This is a genomic window from uncultured Desulfosarcina sp., from assembly GCF_963664155.2.
Taxonomy (GTDB): domain Bacteria; phylum Desulfobacterota; class Desulfobacteria; order Desulfobacterales; family Desulfosarcinaceae; genus Desulfosarcina.
In genome coordinates, this window is the sequence record NZ_CAXXXH010000002.1 from 700,857 (window position 1) to 727,014 (window position 26,158).

24 protein-coding genes are annotated in these 26,158 nt (G+C 50.3%); 14 read left to right on the forward strand and 10 right to left on the reverse strand.

The window, feature by feature from the left end; genetic code table 11:
* Window positions 1-361: 361 nt before the first annotated feature.
* The gene (locus ACHZBS_RS27295; protein WP_319409692.1) at window positions 362-1,849 is read right to left on the reverse strand and encodes an SLC13 family permease; all 1,488 of its coding nucleotides are present in this window, start codon (window positions 1,847-1,849) and stop codon (window positions 362-364) included.
* Between the two features lie 81 nt (window positions 1,850-1,930).
* A complete protein-coding gene (locus ACHZBS_RS27300) occupies window positions 1,931-2,482 on the reverse strand; it encodes a CBS domain-containing protein (protein ID WP_319409693.1) in 552 nt (183 codons plus the stop codon).
* A 365-nt stretch (window positions 2,483-2,847) separates the two neighbouring features.
* On the opposite strand from ACHZBS_RS27300, the gene ACHZBS_RS27305 reads away from it, so the two are divergent.
* Window positions 2,848-3,426: a CBS domain-containing protein gene (locus ACHZBS_RS27305; protein ID WP_319409694.1), complete on the forward strand. Its 579-nt coding sequence runs from the start codon at window positions 2,848-2,850 to the stop codon at window positions 3,424-3,426.
* Window positions 3,423-4,844 (forward strand): transferase, encoded by a 1,422-nt coding sequence (locus ACHZBS_RS27310; RefSeq protein WP_319409695.1) that lies wholly within the window; start codon window positions 3,423-3,425, stop codon window positions 4,842-4,844. Before ACHZBS_RS27305 ends, ACHZBS_RS27310 begins: the two co-directional genes overlap by 4 nt.
* 260 nt (window positions 4,845-5,104) lie before the next feature.
* Here the strand turns inward: ACHZBS_RS27310 and nuoB are convergent, their stop codons facing one another.
* The 6 genes from nuoB to ACHZBS_RS27340 all read right to left on the reverse strand — a co-directional run bounded on the left by nuoB (window position 5,105) and on the right by ACHZBS_RS27340 (window position 12,430).
* Entirely contained in the window at window positions 5,105-5,848 is a 744-nt protein-coding gene (gene nuoB, locus ACHZBS_RS27315) for an NADH-quinone oxidoreductase subunit NuoB (protein ID WP_319409696.1), read from the reverse strand.
* A gap of 127 nt (window positions 5,849-5,975) precedes the next feature.
* Complete coding sequence (locus tag ACHZBS_RS27320; RefSeq protein ID WP_319409697.1) at window positions 5,976-7,484, reverse strand: hydrogenase; 1,509 nt, start codon at window positions 7,482-7,484, stop codon at window positions 5,976-5,978.
* Window positions 7,484-8,905, reverse strand: a complete 1,422-nt coding sequence (locus tag ACHZBS_RS27325) for a proton-conducting transporter membrane subunit (protein WP_319409698.1) — start codon at window positions 8,903-8,905, stop codon at window positions 7,484-7,486. Before ACHZBS_RS27325 ends, ACHZBS_RS27320 begins: the two co-directional genes overlap by 1 nt.
* Window positions 8,906-8,916: 11 nt before the next feature.
* Window positions 8,917-9,558 carry an NADH-quinone oxidoreductase subunit K gene (locus ACHZBS_RS27330; protein WP_319409699.1) on the reverse strand — a complete coding sequence of 214 codons (642 nt, stop codon included), beginning with the start codon at window positions 9,556-9,558 and terminating at the stop codon, window positions 8,917-8,919.
* Complete coding sequence (locus tag ACHZBS_RS27335; protein WP_319409700.1) at window positions 9,555-10,475, reverse strand: NADH-quinone oxidoreductase subunit H; 921 nt, start codon at window positions 10,473-10,475, stop codon at window positions 9,555-9,557. Before ACHZBS_RS27335 ends, ACHZBS_RS27330 begins: the two co-directional genes overlap by 4 nt.
* A 74-nt stretch (window positions 10,476-10,549) precedes the next feature.
* Window positions 10,550-12,430 (reverse strand): proton-conducting transporter membrane subunit, encoded by a 1,881-nt coding sequence (locus ACHZBS_RS27340; RefSeq protein WP_319409701.1) that lies wholly within the window; start codon window positions 12,428-12,430, stop codon window positions 10,550-10,552.
* A 377-nt stretch (window positions 12,431-12,807) separates the two neighbouring features.
* Here ACHZBS_RS27340 and ACHZBS_RS27345 point away from each other — a divergent pair, with 377 nt between their 5' ends.
* The 5 genes from ACHZBS_RS27345 (at window position 12,808) to ACHZBS_RS27365 (ending at window position 16,855) form a co-directional block, all read left to right on the forward strand.
* Window positions 12,808-13,509: a YkgJ family cysteine cluster protein gene (locus tag ACHZBS_RS27345; RefSeq protein ID WP_319409702.1), complete on the forward strand. Its 702-nt coding sequence runs from the start codon at window positions 12,808-12,810 to the stop codon at window positions 13,507-13,509.
* A gap of 109 nt (window positions 13,510-13,618) precedes the next feature.
* Window positions 13,619-14,047 carry a DUF3783 domain-containing protein gene (locus ACHZBS_RS27350; protein ID WP_319409703.1) on the forward strand — a complete coding sequence of 143 codons (429 nt, stop codon included), beginning with the start codon at window positions 13,619-13,621 and terminating at the stop codon, window positions 14,045-14,047.
* 4 nt (window positions 14,048-14,051) lie between these two features.
* Window positions 14,052-15,596, forward strand: a complete 1,545-nt coding sequence (locus tag ACHZBS_RS27355; protein ID WP_319409704.1) for an aldo/keto reductase — start codon at window positions 14,052-14,054, stop codon at window positions 15,594-15,596.
* A gap of 168 nt (window positions 15,597-15,764) precedes the next feature.
* A complete protein-coding gene (gene ilvN, locus ACHZBS_RS27360) occupies window positions 15,765-16,253 on the forward strand; it encodes an acetolactate synthase small subunit (protein ID WP_319409705.1) in 489 nt (162 codons plus the stop codon).
* 335 nt (window positions 16,254-16,588) lie between these two features.
* Window positions 16,589-16,855: a PilZ domain-containing protein gene (locus ACHZBS_RS27365; RefSeq protein WP_319409706.1), complete on the forward strand. Its 267-nt coding sequence runs from the start codon at window positions 16,589-16,591 to the stop codon at window positions 16,853-16,855.
* A gap of 17 nt (window positions 16,856-16,872) precedes the next feature.
* Here the strand turns inward: ACHZBS_RS27365 and ACHZBS_RS27370 are convergent, their stop codons facing one another.
* Window positions 16,873-17,463, reverse strand: coding sequence for a hypothetical protein (locus ACHZBS_RS27370; protein WP_319409707.1), 591 nt, complete (start codon window positions 17,461-17,463; stop codon window positions 16,873-16,875).
* A 250-nt stretch (window positions 17,464-17,713) separates the two neighbouring features.
* The gene (locus tag ACHZBS_RS27375; protein WP_319409708.1) at window positions 17,714-18,913 is read right to left on the reverse strand and encodes an ATP-binding protein; all 1,200 of its coding nucleotides are present in this window, start codon (window positions 18,911-18,913) and stop codon (window positions 17,714-17,716) included.
* Window positions 18,914-19,309: 396 nt separating this feature from the next.
* On the opposite strand from ACHZBS_RS27375, the gene ACHZBS_RS27380 reads away from it, so the two are divergent.
* The 7 genes from ACHZBS_RS27380 (at window position 19,310) to ACHZBS_RS27410 (ending at window position 26,141) form a co-directional block, all read left to right on the forward strand.
* The gene (locus tag ACHZBS_RS27380) at window positions 19,310-19,933 is read left to right on the forward strand and encodes a MarR family transcriptional regulator (RefSeq protein ID WP_319409709.1); all 624 of its coding nucleotides are present in this window, start codon (window positions 19,310-19,312) and stop codon (window positions 19,931-19,933) included.
* Between the two features lie 139 nt (window positions 19,934-20,072).
* Window positions 20,073-20,894 carry an N-acetylneuraminate synthase family protein gene (locus ACHZBS_RS27385; protein WP_319409710.1) on the forward strand — a complete coding sequence of 274 codons (822 nt, stop codon included), beginning with the start codon at window positions 20,073-20,075 and terminating at the stop codon, window positions 20,892-20,894.
* A gap of 272 nt (window positions 20,895-21,166) precedes the next feature.
* Window positions 21,167-21,931, forward strand: coding sequence for a glycosyltransferase (locus tag ACHZBS_RS27390; protein WP_319409711.1), 765 nt, complete (start codon window positions 21,167-21,169; stop codon window positions 21,929-21,931).
* Complete coding sequence (locus ACHZBS_RS27395; protein WP_319409712.1) at window positions 21,907-22,581, forward strand: acylneuraminate cytidylyltransferase family protein; 675 nt, start codon at window positions 21,907-21,909, stop codon at window positions 22,579-22,581. Before ACHZBS_RS27390 ends, ACHZBS_RS27395 begins: the two co-directional genes overlap by 25 nt.
* Window position 22,582: 1 nt before the next feature.
* The gene (locus ACHZBS_RS27400) at window positions 22,583-23,686 is read left to right on the forward strand and encodes a hypothetical protein (RefSeq protein WP_319409713.1); all 1,104 of its coding nucleotides are present in this window, start codon (window positions 22,583-22,585) and stop codon (window positions 23,684-23,686) included.
* Window positions 23,667-25,055, forward strand: coding sequence for a hypothetical protein (locus tag ACHZBS_RS27405; RefSeq protein ID WP_319409714.1), 1,389 nt, complete (start codon window positions 23,667-23,669; stop codon window positions 25,053-25,055). Before ACHZBS_RS27400 ends, ACHZBS_RS27405 begins: the two co-directional genes overlap by 20 nt.
* A gap of 24 nt (window positions 25,056-25,079) precedes the next feature.
* On the forward strand, window positions 25,080-26,141 hold the full coding sequence (locus tag ACHZBS_RS27410) for an FkbM family methyltransferase (RefSeq protein WP_319409715.1): 1,062 nt from the start codon (window positions 25,080-25,082) through the stop codon (window positions 26,139-26,141).
* Window positions 26,142-26,158: the final 17 nt, after the last annotated feature.

Here is a 26,158-nt window from a genome sequence, read left to right on the forward strand (position 1 = left end):
TAACTCATCAATATTATAAATTATTATGAAAAATGCCGAAGGGTCGAAAAATCTATAAAAGAAGAAGGGGTGTCGGGCTTTTTGCCAGTGTGTAAAGAGGGAAGGGAAAAGGGATTTCGTGATATAAGGATGGGCTGTCGGAAGACCGAAGACGGATGGCGGAGGAGCCGGTGGCCAGAGACCGTAAAGAACAACGCGTGGACGGGTTGACATCCATCCACGCGTTGCAGGCAGGGTTTCCCGGTGCTGGCCGGTGACGGCTTCAGAGGTTATTTAAAATGCGCTGCACAGATGATGACTATCGTGTGCGGGCAACCGTGTGAAACAGCCGCCGGTGATTTTTACGGGGGCTGGTTTCGGACTATTTCAACAAAATGGGCATGCCCATCATGGGCCATAGTACGAATATGGCAAAGCCGGTCACGATCATCAGCAGAATGCTGGCCGGTATGCCATAGAGAAAAAATTCACCGGTGGTGAACTGTTTGGAGTCGTAGGCGATGGCATTGGGGGCCGCTCCTACCAGCAGCAGGAAAGGCATGCCGGCAGTGATCAGTGAGGCAAAGAGAATGACTTCGCCGGCCACGTTCAGGTAAGGTGCAATGACCAGTGCCACCGGCAGGGAGATGGCGATGGCCGCCACGTTCATGATGAAGTTGGTCATGATCAGCACGAAAAAGGCGATGCCCATGACGAAGACGAACCAGTTGGCATTCTGGAACATGACCAGCCAGTTGATGGCCATCCATTCGGCCGCACCGGTGTCCCAGAGGCAGAAGCCGATGCTCATGGCGCCGGCAAACAGCAGGATGATGTTCCATGGAATGGCTTCCAGGTCGTTGATGTCCAGGATCCCGGTGATGAAGAACAGAATGGTGGACAACAGGATCAGGGCGGTCTTGTGGGGCGGCACAAATCCAGGAATGTAGGCCTTCATGATGGCTGATGCAGCCAGAGCCAGTATGCACAATCCCACGATGGATGCGGCGGTCACTTCCTTGCGGGTGATGCCCCCCAGTTCCGCGTAAAGCCGCTTGGCCCGATCTTTGAGGCCGGGGATGGTCTTTTTCTCCGGCTTGCAGAAGATCATGAAAAAGCCCCACAGCAGGAAGGTCATCATCCATCCGATGGGAAGCATGTAGTAGGTCAGCTCGAAAAAGCCGACATCCTTATTCATGACATCCTTGAAAAAACCGATCGCCACGGCACCGCGGGCGGCTCCCAAGAGGGTGACGATGCTGCCGGCGCCGGCCACATAAGCCATGCCGATAAACAGGCCTTTGCCGAACTTGGTGGGTTTGTCGCCTTCGCCATAGAGGGCGTAGATAGCCACCAGCAGGGGGTAGATCGTGGCGGCCACGGCCGTATGGGCCATGATGTGAGTCAACGCCGCGGTGACGACGAAACACCCCAAGTAAATCATGCTGGTTTTTTCCCCCACGATGGCCAGCATCTTATAAGCCAGACGGCGGGTGAGACCGGTTTTGGTGAATACCAGGCCGATGACGATGGAGCCGAAGATAAACATGACCGACGGGTCCATGAAATCCTTGAAGGCTACTTTGGCCGGGCGGATCAGGAACAGGGCCTGGAGCACGCCGATGGCCAGACTGGTCACGCCGATGGGCACCACTTCGAACACCCACCAGGTACCGGCCAGCAGGAACACGGCGATGGCGCCCTTGCCTGCCGTTGACAGGGCAAACGCTTTGCCCGTGGGATCGATGGCGTCCGGCCAGGGCGGCGAATAATAGGTAATGACAAAAAGGAAAACACCCAGAAACAGCCAGATCAGTTTTTTATAATTATATCCCGCTTCGGCGGCATCGAAATCGACATCGTTAGCCATTCAACAACCTCCTCGTCTATCTGGTTTCGGATCGGTATATCCCAATATCCCATAAGTCTTTGACGATAGAAAACACGCTTGCTATTCGCAGGTTTTCAGGACGTGAAAAACAGATGCGAATACATCGGTGAGCCTGAGTACACCGACGACGTTGCCGTCTTTCTTTACCAGCAGCGATTGATGGTGCCCCATGACGAGCAGGTGGATGGCCTGATCTAGAGACGCCCCCGAATCGATGAACTCGCCTTCAGTCAGTTTAGTCATGAAGTTCTCGACTTTCATTTTAGCGGCCTTCTTGCATATATTTTCCAAGGGGCCGTCCAGCAGGCTGTACTGTTCCTGGAGATCCTTCAAAAAGGGTACACTGAAGCCGTAGTTGGCTGCCGATGAGTTGGAAGCCATTTTCAGATACTGCGGCTCCAAGGCTCTCAAGGCCGCATGCTGGCTAATTTTACCAACGACTTTTCCGGTTCTATCCAGCACCAGAACAGCCCGGTGACGATATTTGGTCTGATCGAAATCTTCCTGGGCTTTTTCCAGCGCCAGAATGGCTTCGTAAAGCGTAGCCCCGACGGTGACCGTTGCATATTCCGACAGCGGCACCATCAGGTCGTCAATCGGGTAATTTTTCACGTCTTACCTCCCATCTCTCTTTTTATCTGGTGGGTTATCCAACCCATTATATTTATAATTTTATTTTCGCGTGGGGATTTTATTTTGAAATGCCAGCGGTTGTCTATCACAGGGGCTGGGTAAGATCAAGAAAATGGTGTTCACTTTTGATACGTTGGCGGTACAGCCGGCCTGCTGCTGCCTACGGCGAGACCTGGAAGAAAAGGAAGGCAAACGAAGCCTCAATGACCAGATTTCCGGACTTATTTAGGGATTATAGGGGATTCGATTGATTTGACGACATATTCATGATAGTTACGTCAAAACTACCCCCGCATTTGGACAAGATTACGAAGGCAGCTTAACCCCTACGCCGGAGGCTCCTTGTGAAGAACTATTTTGTCAAAGATTTGATGGTACCGATCTCGGAGTACGCCACGGTTTCTGAGCATGCGACGCTTTATGAATCGGTGCTTGCGCTGGAAAAGTCGCAGGAACAATTTCAGCAAAGCCGATATGCCCATCGGGCCGTTTTGGTTCTGGACAAGAACAAACGGGTCATCGGCAGACTCAGCCAGATGGACTTTCTCCGCGCCCTGGAACCCAGGGATGACAATTTGGATCAAATCAGGAAATTCAAACAATTCGGGTTTTCCCGCAAAGCCGTTGCGTTGCAGCAGGAAGAATACCTCAAGAATTCCCCTCCGATTCTGGATGTTTATTCCAAAGCGGCCAAGTTGAAAGTGACGGAGTTGATGCAGCGCCCCACCGAAGGCGAATATGTAGATGAAAAGACGTCCATCGATATGGCCCTTCATCAGTTGACCACAGGTTCGAATTTGTCGTTGCTGGTTTCCAGAGGTGCGGATATCGTCGGCGTGTTGAGACTGGCCGACGTGTTCGCTGCAGTTTTCCATGCCATGAAGGACTCCGAATCCAAGCCAATAGACGGGGCGACAAGATGAAAGAAATAGAAAAACTGTATGATCGAATCATCCAACGCGTGAACATTAATCTCCGGGAGTTGGAGTTCGATGTCAATCCGCTGGTCGACAAGCTCATTCCAACGCAGCAGATGACCAAATTCTATGCGTTTTACGGCATTACCCCCCATCATCCGTTGAACCTGGTGTTCAAGCACGCCAACCTGTCGGGCAGCTATTTTCTGGGAAAGGTTCGTGTGACCAACTCCTTGCTTTATAAAAGCGACATCCGGGGCGACGAATTGAAAAAGAACGGCGATCTGTTTCAATACCAGGAGTTCAATATCCCGGTGGACCAGGATGAAGAGATTACGATTGACGACAGTTTTTTGATCAAAACGCTGGTTCATAACTTTTCCCACGATCCGGAAACGTTGGAGACTTTTTTCATTCGGGACACGGTCTCCACCCATTACGCCAACATTCACGGGTCGCCGACTGACGGCAGTTACCTGGGACCTTTTTCGACTGTGGACCTGACCACGATGCGGGACTGCGTCATCGGCGCCTATTCGTATGTTCGTGCCGGGGAGATCAGCCATCTGAAGATCGAACCGGGAACGGTCTGGGTTCGCAAACCAGGCGATTTCAATTTCATGTACCGTTACCCGACGGGCCAATTGAACAACTACATCTATTTTCCCGGCGGCAGCCCGCCGCAAGGCGTGTTCATGGATTTTGTGGAAGATCGCAAGGAGGCCTTTCAGCGGGTGTTCAATGTGGTCAACATCGAAAACTCCATACCCGTTCCCCGGAATACTTCCTTGGATCGCTTTGCGGTGATCAAGCCCAAAACCAAAATCGGCGAAAACGTGCTGGTGGCGCAGCGAGCCTTCCTTCAAAATTCGGTGCTTGGAAAGGGAGCCAATGCCCAGGAAAACTGCTACATCATCAACTCTAAACTCGAGGGCAACAACGTTACGGCCCACGGTGCAAAAATCATCGAGGCCGATCTGGGAAAAAATGTATTTGTGGGATTCAACTGCTTTCTCAGAGGGCGTCCAAACGGCAGGCTCACCATTGGTCAGGACAGCATTATCATGCCGCACACGATCATTGATATCCGCAGTCCGATGACCATTCCCCCTGACCACTTGGTGTGGGGATTGATCAATGATGCCAAGGACCTGGAAATAAACAGCATGTCCCTCAAAGCGTTTTCAAAAATCGATACCCGGGTCTGCAGGGGCAGTATGCTCTTCGAAGGCAGCGGAGGCAGTTTTGTGTCGTCATTTCAGGAGCGGATTCACCATATCCTGGAAGCCAACGGCGCCTTTTACGATGGAAATCTGAACCGCGGTCACGCCCAGCGTAACCAGAATATCTCTTTTAATACCATTCAGCCCTATCCCAAAGGGGATAAGGAAGGATTGTACCCGACCATAATAATCCAGCCGTAAAAGCGGCGGGGTTCTGTCCGTGAGGACAGGACTCCGCCGTTCTTATCCGCTTTTTCCTGATGAGCTCGTAAGAAGTAATGATTCCTAAATCTATCCATTCTCGCCGTAAATTGCCTTTGTGTTAGTTTAGAAAGAGTAGATTTCGGTTCAGGCCAAAGCCGCAGCGAGGTTTAAGCCGGAGGCGTAGCAGCGCTACGTCGAGGATTTCAAAGGAGCGAGAACGCCGGCCTGGGGCGAAATCTACTCTTTCTGGACTGACACTACTTGAAGAATGTAAGCAGTGCATGCAAATTGGTCATGGGGTGCGGCGGGCAGCCGGGAATGAACAGGTCTACCGGCAGCAGGGTGTCCAGCCCTTCGGTGATTTCCGGACTGCCCCGGAAAGGGCCGCCGGTAAGGGTGCAGCTGCCCACGGCGATGACTACCCGCGGTTCGGGGGTGGCCTCGTAGGTCTGCAGCAGGGCGGTCTTCATGTTCCTGGAAATCGGGCCGGTCACCACGATGCCATCGGCGTGGCGCGGGGAGGCCACGAAATTGATACCGAAGCGGGCCAGGTCGAAAAACGGGGTGGCCAGCACATTCAGGTCGGCTTCACAGGCATTGCAGCCGGCGGCCGATACCTGACGAAGCTGGAGCGATCGGCCGAATAGTTTTTTAAAGTGCTGCCGGGAATGCGCGGCGAGGTCCGGGATATCACCCGCGGTGGTCAGGTGCTCTTTTTCGGCAACAGCGATGGAAAAATCCTGGGTGAATGTTACGAACCGGCTTTTGGAGATACGTTCGCAGGTGCCACAGAAGACGCAGCGCCCCATGTCAATGGTTTTGGCTGCAGGATCGATGGCCTCCTGAGGGCAGGCCGCCGCACATGCGGAGGTTACTTCTATCGGTGCATCGGGGTTGATTCGCGGGCGGCCCCGATAGCGGGGTAGCAATTCGACCTTGGCTTTGGGGTAGCGGGATGTTTTGCATCCTTGTTCGAACCTGTTTTTAAGCACATTTAACATAATTTATTTTCCAAAGATTTTTTAATTTTCATAATAGCAAGAATCCAGGAGCCCCAATTCAGAATGGCGTTGCTGTCGCTTATTTTAAATTGTGAACCGTGAGTTCCCCTATTAAACGCGTAACAACCTATAGGTCGAATCCGCAATAGGAGAGGTTGTAGCTCTTATTGTTGAGCGGGAAATCGGAAATTCCCGCGTTTCTCAGCGACATGGACAACCCATTCCAGTTGTGAAATGAGGGATCCTTGACCTTGTAGCGAAGAATCCCGCCTGAGGCATCCGTTATTATGCAATGAGACAGTTCTCCTCGCCAGGCTTCGTTGAGGGTGACCACGAACGAATCGGGCGCCATGCGGTTTTCGGAAACGTCGACGATCTCGGTTTTAACGGGATTGGGCAGCAAGGATTCGATGATCTCGATGGACTGCATCACCTCGTCCGCCCTGACCTTGGCACGGGCCCACACATCTCCGGTGGGTTCGGAATTTTCCGGAATGTCCAACTTTCCGTAATGCTCGGTGGGGAAGCATCGCCGCACATCGTAAGGGATTCCGCAGGCCCGCCCGGCCGGTCCCACCAGTCCCAGCCTTTCCGCATCGGATCGACTCACAACCCCGCACCCTTCAAAACGGGAGCGGACACTGGACGTCGATAGCAGCAGTTGGATGACATGCTTGACCTGGGGTTTGAGTTCGCCGATGCGGGCGGTCAGATCGCGGCGGTTGTCTTTGTCGAGGGAGAAACGAACGCCGCCGGGACGCACCAGGCCCTTGCCGAAACGGTTGCCGCACATCAACAGGGACATGTTGAGAAAATCGCCACGCATGCGGCCGCAGAAGTTGGCCGGCGGCAGAAAGGCCACATCGCCGCTCAAGGCACCCAGATCGCCCACATGGTTGGCAATACGCTCCAGTTCCAGGCCGATGGTGCGGATGATCCTGGAACCGTCATCGGTCCCGGTGCCGGCAAGGGCTTCCATGGCCTGGGCGTGGCAGAGGCTGTGGCCCACCGAGGTGTCGCCGGCAATATTCTCGGCGATGAAGGGCAGCCGTTTACAATCCGCTCGTAGAAGCAGATCTTCCGCCCCCCGATGCTGGTATCCCAGCTGGATTTCCAGGTTGAGTACCCGTTCGCCGATGCAGTTGAAGCGGAAATGGCCGGGCTCGATCACACCGGCATGCACCGGACCCACGGCTACCTCATGGATCTCATCTCCTGCCACCGAATAATAGTTGAATCTGCCGGGGATGTCCTCGCTGTAGTCGTTGCCGAAGACATCATCGACATTGCGGCAGTTGGCATGGTAGCGGACCATTTTCAACCACGGGTGGCCTTCTGGACGGATGCCATATTGCTCGGCGATTTCCCGCTCGAACATGTGAAAAGGGGAACATCGGGCTGTCAATGCCGGGTAGTTTTCCGGCGAATCACATGATGCGACCAACAGGTCGTCGGCGCGCAAGACAGCCATCAGTCGAACGGTGCCCTCGATTTGGAAAGCGAAAAACTGGACCACCTTGCCGCCGCCTGAGACGATCTCTGTCGCCTGGGTCGAAAAGTCATCGAAGGGGAGATGGGGTATGCTTTCGATGGGTATGGCTTTCCCGTTGGAAATGGTTTTAAAATTCATATTCATTAAAATCCTCCACCGATGGCGTTCACCGCATGGATTATCGTCTGGTACAAGGTGTCAGGCATCCAGAAACAGAGAACCAGGGAGGTAAACAGCAGTGCGTATTGGGGCCAGACCAGGCTGGGTGTTTCTTTGATCCGGATGTCGGCATCCGAGGTGTCAAAAGAGATTTTCATGACGTTGTTGGCAAATCCGGCAAAGATCACGCACAGGCTGAGGATGAAGAGACCGACGCTCACATAGTTGCCGGTACGAAACGCCCCCATGATAATCAGCAGTTCACCGATAAAAATACCGAATGGCGGAAATCCGGAGATGCCGGCGAAACCGCCAAAAAATGCCACAAAGGTTTTGGGCATGCGGCCCACCAGGTTGCCGGTCTGGTCGATGAGCCGGCTGCCGAAGCCCAGCAGAATATTGCCGGAGGTGAGAAAGAGGCTGGATTTGATCAGGCTGTGATGGATCAGGCAGACCATCGCGCCGTAGGCGCCCAGGCCGCCGATGCCGGTGCCGAAGGCGATGATGCCCATGTTCTCGATGCTGGAATAGGCTAGCATGCGTTTATATTCGGTCTGTTTGAGAATGAAGGTAGCGGCGGCCAAGATCGAAACCAGACCGAAGACGATGAGAATGGGCCCGGAAAAATCGGCCAGACCGGCGGCGTGCATGATCTTGTTGGTTTTGAAGATCCCCAGATAGGCGCAGTTGAGCAATACGCCGGAGAGCAGGGCCGACGCCGGGCTGGGAGCCTCGCTGTGGGCGTCGGGCAGCCAGGTGTGCATGGGCGCCAGTCCCATTTTGGTGCCGTAGCCGACCAGGATGAAGACGAAACCGGCCTTGAGCCACATGGGATCCATATGTTTGGCAACTTCGGTCATGGCTGAAAACGAGATGGGTGCATCTACCTTGCCCACGTCCATGGCCACGGTAACCAATACCGACCCTAAAAGGGCCATGGCAATGCCTACCGAGCAGATGAGTACATATTTCCAGGTGGCCTCCAGGGAGGCCGCTGACCGGTGGGTATAGATCAACGGCGCGCTGGCCAGGGTGGTGGCCTCGATGGCGATCCACATCACCATGATATGGTCGGACAGGGTCACCATGGTCATGGTGGATAAAAACAGCAGCATGGATCCGGTGAAGATGTTTTCTGAATGGATGTCTGAAGCCTTGAGATAGGCGATGGTGTAAATGGAAATCAGGAAAAAGAGCAGGGAAATCACCAGCAGGGAAAGCAATCCCTCAGGCGTCACTGCAAAATAGTCGGGGAATATCGGCGTCAGGTGGCCGGCCCAGACGATCACGGACAGGATCAGATGAATGGCACCGGTGAGAACCAGCAGCGGTCGCCCGATTGCACGCGGGAGAAAGAACGCGGCAGCGCCGGTCAGAAACGGTATCAGAAAAACGATCTCAAGCATGAAATGACCACCTATTCCTTTAAGGTTCGCAAGCGTGCCGTGTCCACGTCATCAAAGGTCCTGGTTATGTTCTGCAGGATGACGGCCATGATCATCACGCCGGCCAGCACGTCCAGAAGAATGCCGAACTCGACAATATGGCGGGCCCTTACAGAGAATGTGGTGCCTACCAGGTAGATGCCGTTTTCCATCATGATGTAGCCCAGAACCATAGCGATGGCGTTGCGTCGGGCCATGAGGAGAAACATGCCGGCACCCAGCAGGGATATGGCTGTGGGCAGCAGCAGGGCGCTGACACTGCTGTAGGGCACATCGATGTAATGGCCGGCAAAAGTGGCGCCGACGATGAGCAGAAGTCCGGCCAGTACAGAGGCGTGGTAGCCGACGATTGGCTCCACCTCGCGCTCGATGGCGACTTTTTTGATGGCCAGGTAGATGCATCCTGGAATGATGATGCCGCGGATGGCCAGGGTCACTAGAGTGAAGACGAGGCTGCCGGTGGACATGTCATGGCCAATGAAAAGCGGTACGATGCATACGACCACGCCCTGGAAGGCCAGTACTTTGATCAACGGCGGCAGCCGGCTGGAGCCGAAGGAGAAAAGGATCGACAGCAGGGCAAGGGATAAAATCGTATCGACCGGATGAATCATTTTAAAAACTCCAGGGTGATAACCGTTGCAAAAAAGGCCAGGGCAAAGGAGGTCAGCACAAATTTGGGGACTCTGTCCATGCGGTAGCGCGCCAGAATGGATTCCACTACACCCACAGCCATGTAGACGATCAGGACGCCAAAGGAAAACAAGGCCAGATTCAGTGCCGGATTGCCCAGCTCAAAGGGGAAGATCAGGCGAGCGACAATGGATGCGTAGAAAAACATTTTGAGAAACGCACCCATTTCGATGAAACTGAAATCAGGACCACTGTGGTCCAGAACCATCACCTCGTGGATCATGGTCAATTCCAGGTGCGTGGCCGGATCGTCCACCGGCACCCGGGAGTTTTCGGTGAGCAGTATGATGAAGAAAGCGATGACCACGAAGAGGATCGGCGATCCGGCGATCTGCCAGAGGCCGAAGGGTTGACCACCGGAAAAGTAGGCGGCAAAACTCAGATCGCCGGTCAACCGGTAAAACAGGATCAGGATCATGAACATGCTGGCTTCGCAGATGATGGGAAAGTAGGCCTCCCGCGCAGCACCCATGCCTTCGAACGGCGAGGCAGTGTCCATGGCGGCGGCGATGGTGAAAAAACGGGCCAGACCCATCAGGTACAGGATGAAGATCACGTCCCCGTTAAATGAGAATACCGGGAAGTGGCCGGCGATGGGCAAAAAGAGAAGCGAGGTGGCTGACGCACCCAGAGACACCATGGGGCCGAGTTTGAAAATAAAGGTCGTGCTGGTGCTGTACACCGATCCTTTTTTGAACAGTTTGATGAGCGTATAGTAATTGATCAGGACCGGGGATCCTTTGCGGCCGCCAAAGAACGCTTTCACCTTGAAAACAATTCCGGCGAATAGCGGTGCCGTCAGCAGGGCGAAAAGCCACAGCAGTATGGATTCAATCATTAGTTCCCCCCACGATAATTAGGGTAAAACAGCATCACTCGATTCCTTATGTTATCCATTGCGGTTTCTGCATTTCAGGGTTTAACGAAAAACAGCAGCACCACGATGGCCAGCAGGATGTAGCCGATATACAGGTGAATGTCTCCATGTTGGATCCAACGCAATTTATCGAACAGCCACAGTAAGGGGTTTACAACCAGGCGATTCAGGTGAAGCTCGACGATATCGTGGATGTGACTGCGGTAGTGGGTCTGCCTGGGAAATAATCCGTTCACCGGCGGGTGGTCTTCTTCGAGCGGTGCCGCCGGTTTGAAAAATTCGAGGATCGATGCGGCATAGGAGGATCCGGTATACTGCATCCGGGTGGTAGGCTGAGAAAACCCGCAGCCCCAGGTACCGGCGCGTCCGATGGTCTTTCCCTGGTACAGGAATCGGCGAAGGGCCAGCAGGGCCAACAAAACGGCCAGAAAAAGAGTCGCCCCCAAGGTAATGTTGGCGGACATCCGGGCAAAGGGTTCCATGGGAATGCGGCCGTAATCAAGGCCCAGGGCCGCCACCGCTTTCAGGACCATGAACATGAACGCACCGGGATAGACGCCGATCACCGCACAGGCACCGGCCAGGATGACCATGGGCAATAGCATGGCCGGGCCTTTTTCATTCACGTCATGGGCGGCCCGGCTTCTTGGTTCGCCCTGGAACACCACGCCCACGACCTTGGTAAAACAGGCCAGGGCCAGTCCCCCGATGACGGCCAGGCTGACAATGGCAAGCAGGCTGACCGCAAAAGCCGGTGACCCAACCGCGATGCCTCTGAAACTGCCCACATAGATGAAAAACTCACTGACGAACCCGTTAAAAGGCGGAAGGCCGGCAATGGCCAGGGAGCCGACGAGAAAGGTCACGCCGGTGATTTTCATATTTTTAAGCAGGCCGCCCAGGGCGTCGATGGATCGGGTGCCGGTTTTTTGAAGCACCACTCCGGCGCCCATGAACAGCAGCGATTTGAAAATGGAATGGTTGAGTACATGCAAAAGCCCGCCCGAAAATCCCAGAACAGCCATGATCGGGTTCTTCGCTTCCACGCCGATCATGCCGATACCGATGCCGATAAGGATGATGCCGATGTTCTCGACGCTGTGATAGGCCAACAGCCGCTTGAGGTCATGCTGGCCAAGGGCGTAGACGACACCCAGGACGCCGGACACCATACCGAAGACCAGAACCATCGTTCCCAAAACCGGCGTATGCAGGTTCAGGATGCTGTATAGCCTGAGTATGCCGTAAATACCGGTTTTAATCATCACGCCGGACATGACGGCGGAGATGTGAGAGGGTGCCGCCGGGTGGGCGTGAGGCAGCCAGATATGAAAAGGAAACACACCGGCCTTGGAGCCGAAACCGATAAAGGCGAGGATAAAAGCCAGCATTTTTGCGGCATGGGAGAGCCCGGCCGCGTCGAATCCGAAACTGCCGGTGTGGCTGTATAGAACGCCGAAGGCGGCAAAGATACACATGGCGCCCACGTGGGAAAAGATAAAATAGAGGTAGCCGGCTTTTCTGTTTTCCGGGATCTGATGATCGTAGATCACCAGGAAGAAGGAGGATAGGGACATGATTTCCCATGACAGCATGAAGGTGATCATGTTGCCGGCGACCACCACCAGGACCATGGAGGCGGTCAATAGGCTGAAGAAAAAATAGTGGGTGGCCGTACGAATGGCTTTTCCCGTGTTGCTCATGTAATGGTAACTATAGATGGCGGCCAACAGACAAACGGCAAAGATGGCCAATAGAAAAAATGCGGACAGTCCATCCATTTGAAAGGCGAGCGAGAACGTATCGAGGTAATCGAAAGAGGCGTTGACCGATTCACCGTGTGAAAGTGTGGACAAGGCATCGAGCATGCCTATACAGCAGCCGGCGCCGATTCCCAAGACCCCAAGGGTTTTCATCAGGGGAAATAACCTGAACGTCAAAAGGGGGAGTATGCCTCCTGCCGAAATGATCAGTATTGACAGAAAAAATAAATTCATACGCTCTCTTTCAATCCTCTTGACCTTGTTGCCGGGCTATATCCTGGTGCTTGCAGCACCCGGCTGCCGATCATGTAGGCCATTTTTCGCAGGGTATAGAATGGGTACTTCTAAGGTGAACTATTACAGGATAATTTCCGGGAACCTATTTCAAAACAGTGCATCAAGTCAATATCGGAATCAAAGAAATCCGAGAGCGGCAATCTAAATCTCAATGGGCGAGGGGTTGGTCTGCATCCACCATCCATGTTATATTATTTTTTTTCCCGCTTCCCTATAATCAGGGAGTAGATGAAATGCCGGAGAAAGAGAGACTCTTTCTGAAGATCGACGAAGCCGTGGAAGCCATTCGTGCCGATTTTGCGCAATATGATTCCCAGTTTAATCTGCTTTCAGTGATATGGCCCATGGTTTTTGGTGACGAAACCTATATTATGCGGAATGCTGGCAATCCCACGGTCTGGGCTAAAATTTCCGGAAGAACAAAACTGATTTCATCCAGTGAAGATGATTTGAAACAACGAATCGTGGATCAGTTGAAGCGATTGCCACCGGATCCGCAGCACCTGGCAGGCATTTGCGCCCATGTATTCGGCGCGCCGGCCACCGCCGGTTCGGGACCGGAACCGGATTTATTGCCCGGTATCTGGGTCGACACCGACATGGCCGACTTTGTCTGCACCCAATGCGGCCGCTGCTGCCGGACGTTGAACTACCATGACGGCTGCAGCCTGCGTGATTATCAACGATGGCTGGATCTCGGCAGAACGGATATTCTCGACTGGGTGGGCATCATCAAACAAGATGGGCAGGTCACCGCCTGTCGCATCTGGGTGCTGCCGGGAACCAACGATTTTGCCGAGACGTGTCCCTGGCTGACCATGTCACCCGACCCAAATCGATATGTCTGTGCCATCCATGACGTCAGACCCACGATCTGCCGGCAGTATCCCGGCAGCCGCAAACATGCCCGGATGACCGGGTGCGGTGGCGTCTGAACCCGTTTGCATACCGCTGAAAAATGTCGTATGCAAACAGTGGCCCACGGCCGAAGCCCCCTGACCCATTGGCTGCAGTTTTCCTCAATGACACAAACGGAGTTTTTAAATGACAGACGGTACTTTCGAGAAGGTCCGGCACTCCGACAGCCGCATGTATGGCACCCCAAAGCTTCTCCTTTGCGGGTTTCCCGCCCCGGCTCAGTCTAAATTTGAGGCCGTTTTAAAAATGGCCGGTCTGCAGGACGTTGGCATCGTATGGGCCAATCAAAAAGACGGAAAAGAGACCCTGGCCACGCTGCTTGGCTGGCCCGATGATACCGGCGCAGGCACGGGGTCTGAACTCCCTCGGGCCATTATCGTGTCCGGTATCACGGAGAACCAGCTTCACGGACTGATGACCCTCTGCCGAAAAACAGGAATGCAGCAGTCCCTGTGGGCAGCGTTGACCCCGACGTCCGAAAAATGGCCACTGGCGCAACTCCTTACCGAATTGCAGGCCGAACGAAAAGCCCTTTCCGGACGCAGGAAAAAATAGCCCGATGATTTCCGGATACGCCACGCCTGACGGCACACAGAAGTTTGCCGACCAATTTTCAGACTATTCATTTACTCCGCTGGGCGGCACCGGCCTTTTTGTCAGCAATGCCGGATTTGGCTGCTATAGGGTCAATGCCGGCGTGGCTGTCCATGAAAAAGCCCTCGAAAAAGCCCTGACCGGTGGCATCAATCTGATCGATACCAGCGCCAATTACGCCGACGGGGGTTCGGAACAGTTGGTCGGCCGGGTTCTCAAGGATCTGATCGAATCGGACCGGATTACCCGGGAGCAGGTTATTGTTGTCTCCAAAGGCGGTTACCTTCAGGGAAACAACTATGCCCGGAGCCAGCAGCGCAAAAGTGAAGGCAATCCATTTGAAGCGGTCGTCGAATATGCGGACGGCCTGGAGCACTGCATTCACCCGGGATTTCTCGACGATCAGATCGGACGGTCCCTGGAACGACTAGGTCTGGAGACCCTTGACGGATACCTGCTGCACAACCCCGAGTATTACCTGGGGTGGGCTCACCGGCAGGGGATGGGCCGTGAGAACGCTGAGGCGGAATACTACCGGCGGATTGATCAGGCCTTCCGTCACCTGGAAGAAGAGGTGGATAGGGGGCGTGTCCGTTTATACGGCATCAGCTCCAACACCTTCCCCGCACCCATTAATGATCCCGAATTCACCGCGTTGCAGCGTGTATGGGAGATTGCCGAATCCATCGACCGCGACCATCATTTTCGGGTCATCCAGCTTCCCTTCAACCTGTTCGAAACAGGAGCGGCGGTGGAAAAAAACCAACCGGATGAAAAAACGGTTCTGGATGTTGCCCGTGAGAAGAGACTCAGCGTGCTGGTGAACCGCCCCCTCAACGCCTTTACCGGAAGACGCATGGTGCGTCTGGCCGGCATCGATGTGCGCAGCCGGCTGGACTACAGGGAAATTATTCAGCGGATTAAGGATCTGGCCCAAAGTGAAACCCGGCTGTGGCGAAAGATTCTTCCCGGAATAGATTCCATTCCCGCTGGACTGCGAATCCGGATTAAACAACAGGGATGCTTTGCCGAAACGCTCAAGCATCACTGGCGAACCTTCGGCTCCTATGAACGGTGGCGGGAGGCAAAAGACGGTATATTTCTCCCCCGCATTCAGGGGGTGATGGATTTTTTAGCCCCCTATGCTGACAAAAACTCAGACTTAACCGCCTGGATTCCATCACATGAAGAAACCCTCGACCACGCCTTTCGTGCCGTGGCGTCTATTTATGCCGACGAGGCGGTGGCCCTGGAAAAACGGATTCTCACCATGCTTGCCAATGCTGACGAAGACTGGACCAAATCCGGTACCTTGAGCCAGAAAGCCATTCGGGCATTGGTATCAACCGCCGGCGTTTCCACCGTCCTGGTGGGTATGCGCAAGGAAGCGTACGTCTCTGACGTACTGGCCGAACTGCACCATCCGATCGACAAGGCTGATCGAACCGACGCGTGGAACCGGCTGCGAAAAGATGCAGAGCATATTTTTTCCAACGGAAACCCCTTGTGAACTGACAACCCATCGATTCCGCGCACAATCCCTCCAAGCCATCTTCCAGCGCTTATGGGCTGATCAACGACCGCCTGATGGTTTGCCCTGCGTATTCGTTTTTGATACAATATCGCTATTCTCAATATTTAAAGTTGTCCCCTAAACCCGTGCGGTGGAGAAAATCCAATGGAAACTGAAAAACATACGATCACCATGCTGGTGGAGAACGAACCGGGGGTCACCGCCCGGGTGTCCGGACTCTTTGCCAGTCGCGGATACAACATCGAGACTATCTGCGGCGCTCCCACTGCCAACCCGGATATGTCCCGCATCACGATTACGACCAATACGACGCCGGACCAGATGGAGCAGATCATGAAACAGGTGCGGCGGCTCATTAACGTGATCAAGGTCAGGGATATGACCGGGGATGAAGCCGTAAGACGGGAGATGGCCCTGATCTGCGTCAAGGCACAGGAGTCGCACCGATCTGAAATCCAGCGTATCGTTGAGAATTTCAGGGCTCGCGTCGTGGATACGGGACTGACCCACTACATTATCGAGGTGACGGGGACAATGGAAAAAATCGAGGCATTGCTGAGGCTGCTGGCGCCTATGGGCATTAAGAAGGTGGCCCGTTCCGGAATACTGGCCCTTTACCGGGAACCCGGATGAAGGGTCGACAGTTGTATTTCCCTGATTGGTGACCACGGGGCGTCGTCAATACCCGGCATCAACGGACAACACACAGGCCGGTTGGGATTCGGCCGGGATTGATACTTTCAAAAGGCAAGGGATCCAACGATTTGATTGATTTCAGGGCTTGCCGCCGATATTCTTATTCCATTGACATTGGTTATAAAACATTGCAAAAAAAGAAAAATTCAGCTTTTTCGGTTTGGTAGGCGTACTCAAATACATTGATGGCAGGTGAGACGGCCCAGTTGGAATACCCTTTGCTTTGTCAATACGGATTATATTTGTACCAATTCCGAAAGGACCGCGTTTAAATGGGGACCGGTGAGTTCAGAAGGCGCTATGAACGCAAAAATTATAACAGCGATATCGTTTTTTCCTTGAGAGGAAAGGCTTTTGCCGGAACACTCAAAGACATCAGCATGGGCGGCGCTTTCGTGATGGCTCTATCGGTAAACCAGGTTCACCCAGGCGATGTCGTTACTATCAGCATCCCATTCACCAGTGGCACGAAGAGCATGAAACGCCGGGCCAGAGTGCTGTGGACCAGCGGGGAAGGGTTTGCCGTTGAGTTTTTCTAAGCGGCAGGCATCCGCTTTTAAAGCGCCATCGACGGTTCTGGGGTGTTGGCAATCGGTAACAGTTTCTCCAGAATCTGATTCAATAAACCCATATTTCTTTGGATTCCATCCCGTGCCCGATTCAAGTCTTCGGTGACGGCGTCGTGGGTAATAAAAGATCCGTAAATCGTTAAGAACTGCTCATCGTACTCAATTTCCTGGATGGCCGACGTCAATCCCTTGGCACGCAAGGTCAGATAGTCTCTCATCATTTCCGGACGGATGTAATGGATCACGGAAAACTGCTCCCACTGGTGGCGGATCCTGACAGAGGCATCCTGAACATAAAGTCCGGCCTTCTGGATGTAACCCAGTTGCCGGTCATCCGGATCGAATAGAAAGCCTCTTTCAAGGAATTTGATGTCCTTGTAAATCTGATCCAATTCGTGCCAGGAGAGGTAAAGGGATTCGATCTGCGGAGTTAGGTCGGCGACGACCTGATCGGTGTTGAACGTCTGCGTTTTTTGCCTGTCCGCTTGATTCAAGATGGTACAGCTATTCAATGTGGTTATCAACAGGACCATACCAATTTTAATGATGACGCCGAGAAGGTACTTGGATTTCATCATTCACCTCCTTTATGCTGGTTTAATGCCACCCCAATGGTTACCACACCGGATAAAATAGATATGGTTGACGACAAAGCAACTAACGGATGTATATCTGTTTAAGGATTAGATTTTGTGGGAACGGTTTGATGATTTACTGGAGAGTAAAACAGGACGCAGAAATTACGCGGTATGGGCATCCATCTTTCGGGGATAATTAGTTTTTTGCGGCTTTTCGTCTCAAACGCAGTGGCGGAGAAAGAGCGGTCTTTCAAGCGTCGTTGACTACCCGATAAAGCTTTTGACTGAATTCAACCATTTCGTAAGGTTTGGCCACCACTTCGCAAAACCCGTACTTAGCGTAGTTTGCAATTACGGGATTGTCGGAATAGCCGCTGGAAACGATCGCCTTGACCGTGGGGTCGATCTCCTTCAACATTTTTATGGTTTCCTGTCCGCCCATGCCGCCTTTGATGGTCAGGTCCAGGATAACGGCATCGTAAGGCACGGACGCCTCAAGGGCGGCCTGGTATTTCCGAACGGCGCACTGCCCCTCTTCGGCAAAGTCCGCTTTGTACCCCAAATGGCCAAGCATATTGCCGGTCAGTTCGCGGATCATGGCCTCATCGTCCATCACCAGAATTTTTCCCTTACCGAAGACCGGCTTTTTCGACATTGGCTGCATCTTTTTGACACCAACCGGTTCAACGACATCAGGCTCCGCTTCCGAGGCGGGAAGCAGAACGTGAAAGGTGGTGCCGACGCCAACCCGCGAACAGACCGTAATCTCCCCGCCATGATTGGAAATGATCGAATGGGAAATGGAAAGACCCAGACCGGTCCCTTTGACGGCGCCTTTTGCCTTGGTTGAAAAATAGGGGTCGAAAATTTTTTCGATGTGTTCCGCGGGGATGCCCACACCCTGATCCTTGATGGCGATATCGATGTATCGGCCGGGGGCGAGGATGCTGTTGGGGCTCTTCACGGTCGTATTTTCAAAGCTGATGAATACCGTTCCTCCGGAAGGCATGGATTCTGCCGCATTGATCATCAGGTTGTGGATGGCCTGGCCAATTTGCTGCGGATCGGTGTAAGCGGACCAGGTGCCATTTGACGGTCCTAATTCGCAGCGAATGTTGGATCCGCTGAGTGAAAACGCGGCGGTATTTTCGATCAGGCTGACGATATCCGTGGGCTTTTGGGTTGGCTGTCCGCCCTTTGAAAAAGTGATCAAGCGGCGGGTGAGGGTTTTGGCTACACGCGCCGCCGCCAGGGCCTGTTCCAGCAGACCGGAAAGTTTGGAGTCGGACTCCACATGCTCCAACGCCAGGGAAAGGTTGCCCATGATGGCTGTCAACAGGTTATTGTAGTCATGGGCGATGCCGCCGGACAAAGCGGCGATGGACTCCAACTGGCGGATCTGCCGCTTCAGATCCTGGCTGTCTTCCGGGCGGTTGGGTTTAACGTTCATTATATGGCCATTTTTCAGGGAAAAGTTATCATTCTTTGGTGTTAAAAGACATATCGGTCAGCAAACAGGAAACTTGAGGAACCATATCAGGTGTGGATGGTGAATTCCCTTTCCACAAACAAAGAAGACCTGTCGCCGGCCAACCCTCTTTTTTATGAATTAATCTCAAACAATTATCGCCTTGACAAGCAAACCAAAGGATGTTTTATTTATTTAACCATCCATACAGTGTATGGTCGTAATCAAAGATCATCAGATTCCTCTCTTTTCGTAATGTCCTGCAGCTCTCTTCTAATGGTCAAATTACGCTGATAAAAATTGACATAATTGTCAAAAGCAAAACCGGAAAACGGAAAATCTGGACCCTATCTACCATTTTGTCTGGAATCCCCACAAATGATTCAAGCCTCTCAGCTCAAGTTCATCAGGCCGACAAAACAGTCCCGGCTCCTTTCCGTACTGTTTTCCATTTACGAAGAGCCCGATGGCAGCCAACACAAAATCGCGGCCAACACCAACTTGAGCAGTTCGATGGTCAACAACTATATCAAGTGGTTGAAACAGGAAGGCTTTGTCAACGTATCGGGAAAAACCAATCGTACGCAGCAGTATCATCTGTCCGATGCCGGCCGCATTATGCTCAGGAAATCGCTGCTGGATTATTCAGCTGAGATCGTTCGGCTGTATGGCACCGTTAAGGAGGAGATATCAAATATCCTAAAGGGCTTTTACAACGAAGGCATTCGGACCGTCGTGCTTTTCGGCGTGGCGGAAACCGCTGAAATCGTTTACGCGGCAGCCAAACGCACTCCGCTGGTGATCATCGGCGTCGTGGACAGCGATGGTTCAAAACAAGGTCGCATTTTCAACGGCCTGGAAATCAGGTCGCCGGAAGATATCCGGGAAATACGGCCGGATGCTGTAATTATAACTTCTTTCGGCCGGCAGGAAGAGATTTATAGGCAGGTGAGGGCAATATCAGGCGATAAGATAAAAATAAGAAAGTTGTCTGACATTTGATGAAGACTACGGCTAACTGACAACACAACGATTCCAACGAAAGAAAATTGTGGCGGAGCTAAAACCATATACGCCCAAAAAGGATACCGGACGAACCGAAATAGTGATCGGTCGCCGGAAAGTAGGAAAAGGCCATCCCGTGTATATCGTTGCCGAGGTGGGGATCAATCACAATGGCTCCCTGGACACGGCACTGGACTTGATCGATATTGCCGTCGAAGCTGGCTGTGACGCCGTCAAATTTCAGAAACGCTCGCCTGAACACTGTGTCCCGGAACGGCAGCGTGATGTCATCCGCGACACCCCCTGGGGAACCATGACCTATCTTGAATATCGTCATCGCATCGAGTTGGGCGCCAAAGACTACGATAGGATTGAGAGTCATTGCCAGAAGCGAAGGATCGCCTGGTTTGCTTCCTGTTGGGATAAAGCTTCAGTGGATTTTATGAACCAATACCACCTTCCATGTTTTAAAGTGGCCTCAGCATGTCTGACCGACGACGATCTGTTGAAATATATACATGTTCAGGGAAAACCGGTCATCCTGTCCACCGGGATGTCGACCATGGATGAGATTAGAAAAGCTGTTTCGGTTTTCGATCCTAAAAAACTGCTGATCGTGCATACCACCAGCGATTATAAAGGAAATCCGGAAGAACTGAATCTTTCCATGATTCATACTTTGAAGAATGAATTTGGCGGTGCCATCGGTTATTCCGGCCATGAGGCGGGTACCCTACCCACCATCGCAAGCGTTGCAATGGGTGCGTGTTATGTGGAACGTCATATTACCCTGGACCGAGGCATGTGGGGCAGCGATCATGCTATATCCCTTGAACCGAAGGATCTGGCGCAGATGGTTCGCGATATACGTTTGATTGAACAGGCCATGGGAGATGGTGTAAAACGAGTATATGACAGTGAGAAAATATCTTTGGCCAAATTGAGAAACAGTTACTGATCCAATTGAGAGTCGCTGTCTTTGCTGAAGTCGAAGCGTTTATCTGAACGCAACCCGTTTGGTAAGACGCTACCGGAATGCGGGAAATTTTAATTTAAAGTCACGGATTAACGTGACGATATCAATTATAACCATTCAGTGAATGGACGGTTGAGCCAGCCAAGCCTAGCTTCCTCAGCTCTCCTTATTATTGAAAATGATCGGTTGACCAAATTTCTTGTTGAAGGAAAACCATCAAAGCCTCTTCGATTTGTAATCGAAAAAGCGGAGCTATGAATAACGCTAAAAAGAGGAAACAGACCAGAACGCCCAATTTTGCCTATTTTACCCTTGTTGCTCGGGATAAATATGTCGATGGTGCTGTCTGCATGTACAAATCCTTGAAGGACAAGACCCATTTTCCTCTTATCGCCATGACCTGTGAACTGTCAGATGAAGGCAAAAAGAGACTCACTGACTTTGGCATCATCTGCAGGCCTGTCAAAAAAATCGTGTCGGCCAAAGCCGGAATCGGCGACAACAAGCCCCGCTTGAACGATTTTACATACACCTACACCAAATTTCACATTTTCAGTTACGACGATTATGAAAAAATCATATATCTGGATAGCGATTTGATTGTGGTTAAAAGCATTGATCATCTTTTTTTTGAAGAAACCGATGACTTTGCTGCCTGTGCCTGCACACCCTACTGGGAAGATCGTTTTAACAGTGGAGTTATGGTCATTCGGCCGGACAGGGCCATTTACGAAGATATGATGGCTCAAAAAGACACCTTATTTACCTACGACGGTGGCGATCAAGGGTTCCTAAACTCATACTTCAAGAACTGGAAGAAACTGGACATCAAGTACAATGCCGGCAAGCGTATCTACAGCGAAACGCCAGAGCATTGGGAAAAGATCGATCACCATGTGATTCATTTTGTTGGGGGGAAACCATGGTTAGGGGGAGAAGAGGGGTACGAAGAACTAGAACGACTTTGGTTTGACTATTTTTATGAACGATATTCATGGCAAAACAACTTGAAACCATAGCCATTATACCTGCACGTGGCGGGTCGAAAGGGATACCGCGGAAAAACATTGCGGATTTAGGGGGTAAGCCCTTAATAGCTTATTCGATTCTGGCTGCTTCGAAGGCAAAATCAATAAACCGTATTGTTGTCTCTACTGATGATGAGGAAATAGCTGAAGTAGCCAGACAATGGGGTGCGGAAGTACCGTTTCTTCGCCCAAAAGAACTGGCAACTGACACATCAGGTCTTGGAGAGGTTTTTGCATATACGAAATCCAGGCTTGGTAATGAAAATAAAAAAAACATTTATGTCAGTCTTTATCCCACGTCTCCATTTCGCACTCCCGATTTTATTGATGAGATGATGGGGATTCTCTATAAAGGATACAGCAGTGTTACAACCGTAAAAGAAGTTTCTTTTGATCCCTGTCATACGTACATAAAACGAGATAGCCAATTGATTAATCTGCTTGGTAACGATCCTGTCCCTGCATGGAAAAAATACTACAGGCCATACTCCTTGTTTCATGCATATTTACCCCAAAAAAAAGAGAAACATTATTATTATGTTCTAACTGATAAATGTATGCTTATAGATATTGACACCCCCATTGATTTGTACTGGGCAGAGGCTGTTATCAAAAACAAACTCTTTGATTTCGGTTTCTGATATGCTGACCGCCATTCTCCCAGTGTATATCAAAGAAAACGCTTTCTGGTCTGGATCCCGTGGACTCAAATGCATTGACGACTTTTTAAATAATTGCAGTCAAATAAAAGAAATTAATAATTATATTGTTGTTTCACGAGATGACGCAGTGTGTAATTTGACTGTAAAATATGGCATGGAAGTTCATAAAACATTGATATGTGAACAGATTAATCGTCCTTATACCTTTGAACAAACCTTGGCTTTGGCTTTAGGCTTTAAAAATTACTGTAAAAAAAAATCAGATGCGTTGCTTGTTCTTGATCACCGCAATCTGCTTCTTGATAAAGATGATATTACAAATGCTCTTTCTTTAAAAAATTGTAATCCTGAGTCAGGTGTGATCAGTCTTGCTTTTTGCAAAGATTACCCATGCCAGTACAAGTCCTTTTATAATTTCCTGGGTTGCATAATTTTTACTTTTGATAAACAGGTAAAAAATGGCGAAAATTTTTATAACTCTCATTTAGATTTATCAAAAAAGAATGCATGCAAAACCAGGGGATATGAAAAAATATACATTGAAATATCGGTTAAACACTCTCATTACAAGTTTTTTTTCAATAATGCAAATATAAAACAGTGTGCCTATATTGCCCAGGTTATTCCTTTTAATTTGGATGGTCCCCAATATGATGAATGCCGGACAATTTATGTGTCTGAAAATAAATTCCAGGTATTGCTGGAATTCGACAAAGTAAAAATAACTGGAATGATCGTGATTTTAACATCACCCTCCTGGACAGGAGAATATGATACCGTGGAAGTATTTACACCGGAAAATGCGTCCTGGGAATTAGGCGGGAAAGGTGCTACTGTCATCGATAAAAAAAAACATGAACCTATGTACAGCAGGCAGCAGTTCCCTGAAATGTATACTTATGATGGATCCCTATGTATATTAGGTAAAGATCAATTAAAAGAAAATGCAAAAATAGATCCCACCCCCCTGATATTGAAAGATTCCTGCATCGTGAATGATTTAGTGGATTATTATTTCGCCATTGCAACTCAAAGTACTGGTGATGAGCTAAAAACGAAAATTAATGCTTTTTCTATCCTCTAAAATTGGCAACACTGGTATTATCGGTATTGCATCAATGTTGCTCCAATCTACGCCGCCTGCAATACAGCCGTCCTATGAACTGATAAGCTTGATTCCTCCAGGGGCTAACTCATGGGAGGTTCGACTTCGGTTGGTCCTTGCACTTCTTGAGCATGATCAAGTCCTCAAGGCAGAAAGAATCTTTGAAAACTTTAATGCTACCGAATTCATCCGGAACGTACAAAACGTCGCTAATGTCAAATCGCTGTTCAATCTGCTTCCATATATCCAACAACCAGAAATAACACTGGAAACACTCGATTTTATCGCTTCAAATAACATTTTTGACGAGTACAGTTTGATTGAATTGAAGCTCAGGACAGCAAATCTATTTATTTTGATAGGGAAAAGTGATGTCGCTGAATTGATTCTCGATAGTATCTCTCCTGCAGAGATAACCAACCAAAATCACCTAATCGACCTAAGCCTTTATTATATCTATTTATCCAAATTTGAATCGGCTATGAACATATTTGATTTCGCCGAGCAGAAAGGGATGTTTCATCATCCTTACTTTTCAGTTTTCAGGGCTATAAACCAGTTTTGTTTGAATGATATTGAAAAAGCCAAGACAACCATCGATAACGACATCGCCTCCAATAGCAGCGCAGTACTTAACATGTTCTGGAAAGCGAAACTGTTCAATTACACAGGACAACATGATGAAGCCTCTTTTTGGATTGAAACGCTACTGAATGGTTCTTCAGACATTCCGTTGGTGCATAAATGTTTTTACTTGGTAGAAAAAGGGAATACGCTGCGGTCATTGGGAAGAATCGATGAATCGATTAAATGTTATCAGAAAGCGGTAGAAAACGATATTGGAGCACTACATTGGTTATGGATTGCCTATTTTGAATATGCCATGACACTTGTCTATCTGAGAGAGCTTAATGGTGCCTTATCCATTGCAATTAAGGGGTATAAATGTAAATCTTATAAGTACAACAGTAAATATAATCCTTGCTCGATATTAAGTGATTTCCTGTCACTTCGCCTCAATCAATTGCCGGAAACGTCTGTTCACGGATGGGCTGATTGCGCTTGCCTTTGGCCTTATCCGTTTTTTCCTTATAAAATCTGGATGCTGGTGCTCACAGGAATTGCCCTCGAAGAGAAACGTTTCTACGATGAGGCAAGGAGCGTTTACAACAAAATTCATAAAACGTATATATGTGCAAGTGAGGTTAAGGTTAATGGTCTTTTCTTAATGAGAGAAAACGAGATTATTTTCCGCAATCGCAATAGAATGGATATACTGCAATCAAAGTTTTGGCCCAACGATTTTAATTGGAAAATTTTCAGGCAATTATCAGATCTTGCAGGATAAACAAACGATACATTTGGCATAGAAATGAACTCTACCGAATTTAGAAAGAAATACCTTTCAGATTTATTGAAAAACTCATTTTCCCAACATGTCGGAAATTGGCCGAAATACAGATTCGGTGAATCGCAATACGGGGAAGTTCACAAATCCGCAAATGTTCGATATATGGAAGCCGTGTTAGACAACCTTGATAAACATGCCCGTGCGATTGCCCTTTTTGAAGATGAAAAAAGCAGAAAAATTTATCATGAACTTCTGCAATACGGATCTCTGGGCCCGGAGCATGTCATGCTGTATACGCATGACGATGTCTATGAACGATACGTAAAATGCATGGAAACTGATCCGATCGGTATGCAACTGATAGAAAAGGCAATTGTGGACACCGGTCGATGGGTACTTAATCTGTACTTTCTGCCCGAGTATCGCTTCAAGATTATTTCGTCTTCAGCTTTTTCGTTAAATTATATGCATTTCCGACAATATTTTTTTTCACGTAATGGAGTAACAGTTGCGCCAACAGAGAACGATGTCGTGCTTGATTGCGGTTCCTGCTGGGGGGATACTGCGCTCTTATTTGCAAAAATGGTCGGACCCGGTGGCTATGTATATGGATTTGAGTTTTTGGAAGATAACGCAGCTGTGTTTGAAATGAATCGGCGACTGAACCCCGGGGTTATTGAAAATATCTCCCTGAGCCGCCAGGGAGTTAGCGACACTGCTGGCCAACCGATGCGGGCTATGAAAAACGGACCCGGCACTCGGGTCCGTTCTGATGGGGACCTTATTGCGACGTCAACCACCATCGATGATTATGTGCATGATAACAAATTGGATTCGGTTGATTTTATTAAGATGGATATTGAAGGTTCGGAAAGAAAAGCTCTTGTTGGCGCCGCACGGACAATACAAACGTTCCGGCCAAAACTTGCCATTTCAGTTTATCACGGGTTTGAGGACATGTTCAATATACCACTGACCCTGAAGGAAATGTTTCCCTGGTATCATTTTTACCTGGAGCATCATTCAACCTATGGTGAGGAGACTATCCTATATGCTACTATTGTTGAAGATGAAACTATCTAAAAGGAAGAATTAAACTA